The sequence below is a fragment of the Nocardioides antri genome (assembly GCF_008373765.1).
GTDB classification, from domain to species: domain Bacteria; phylum Actinomycetota; class Actinomycetes; order Propionibacteriales; family Nocardioidaceae; genus Nocardioides; species Nocardioides antri.
This window is the reverse complement of record NZ_VUJW01000193.1, coordinates 1-294: the sequence shown is the minus strand read 5'-3', so window position 1 is coordinate 294 and position 294 is coordinate 1. Positions and strand designations below refer to the sequence as shown.

The 294-nt window shown below is 46.3% G+C and carries 1 protein-coding gene; it reads left to right on the top strand.

Going from position 1 to position 294, the window contains the following annotated elements:
• A partial coding sequence (locus F0U47_RS22990; protein WP_223162870.1) for a hypothetical protein occupies positions 1-294 on the top strand: 294 nt, incomplete at both ends.

Genomic DNA, 294 nt, shown 5'->3' with positions numbered 1-294 from the left:
CCTCCGCGACGGGCGAAGAGGAAGAACAAGCAAAGAAACGTACTAGAAGGACCCAAAAGTTCCAACGTGCGATTGTTGGTGCTTCACTTAGTGACATTATGGCTAAGCGTAATATGAAGCCTGAAGTACGTAAAGCGCAGAGAGAACAGGCCATTAAGGCGGCAAAGGAACAAAAGAAATCAACTAAAGCTGCCAAGAAGACTACAGCTCCTCCTACGAAGGCTAAATCACAACCTAAAGCAAAGGCTGCTAAAGTCAGTCAAAAAGCAGCACCTAGAGTTGGTGGAAAGCGAT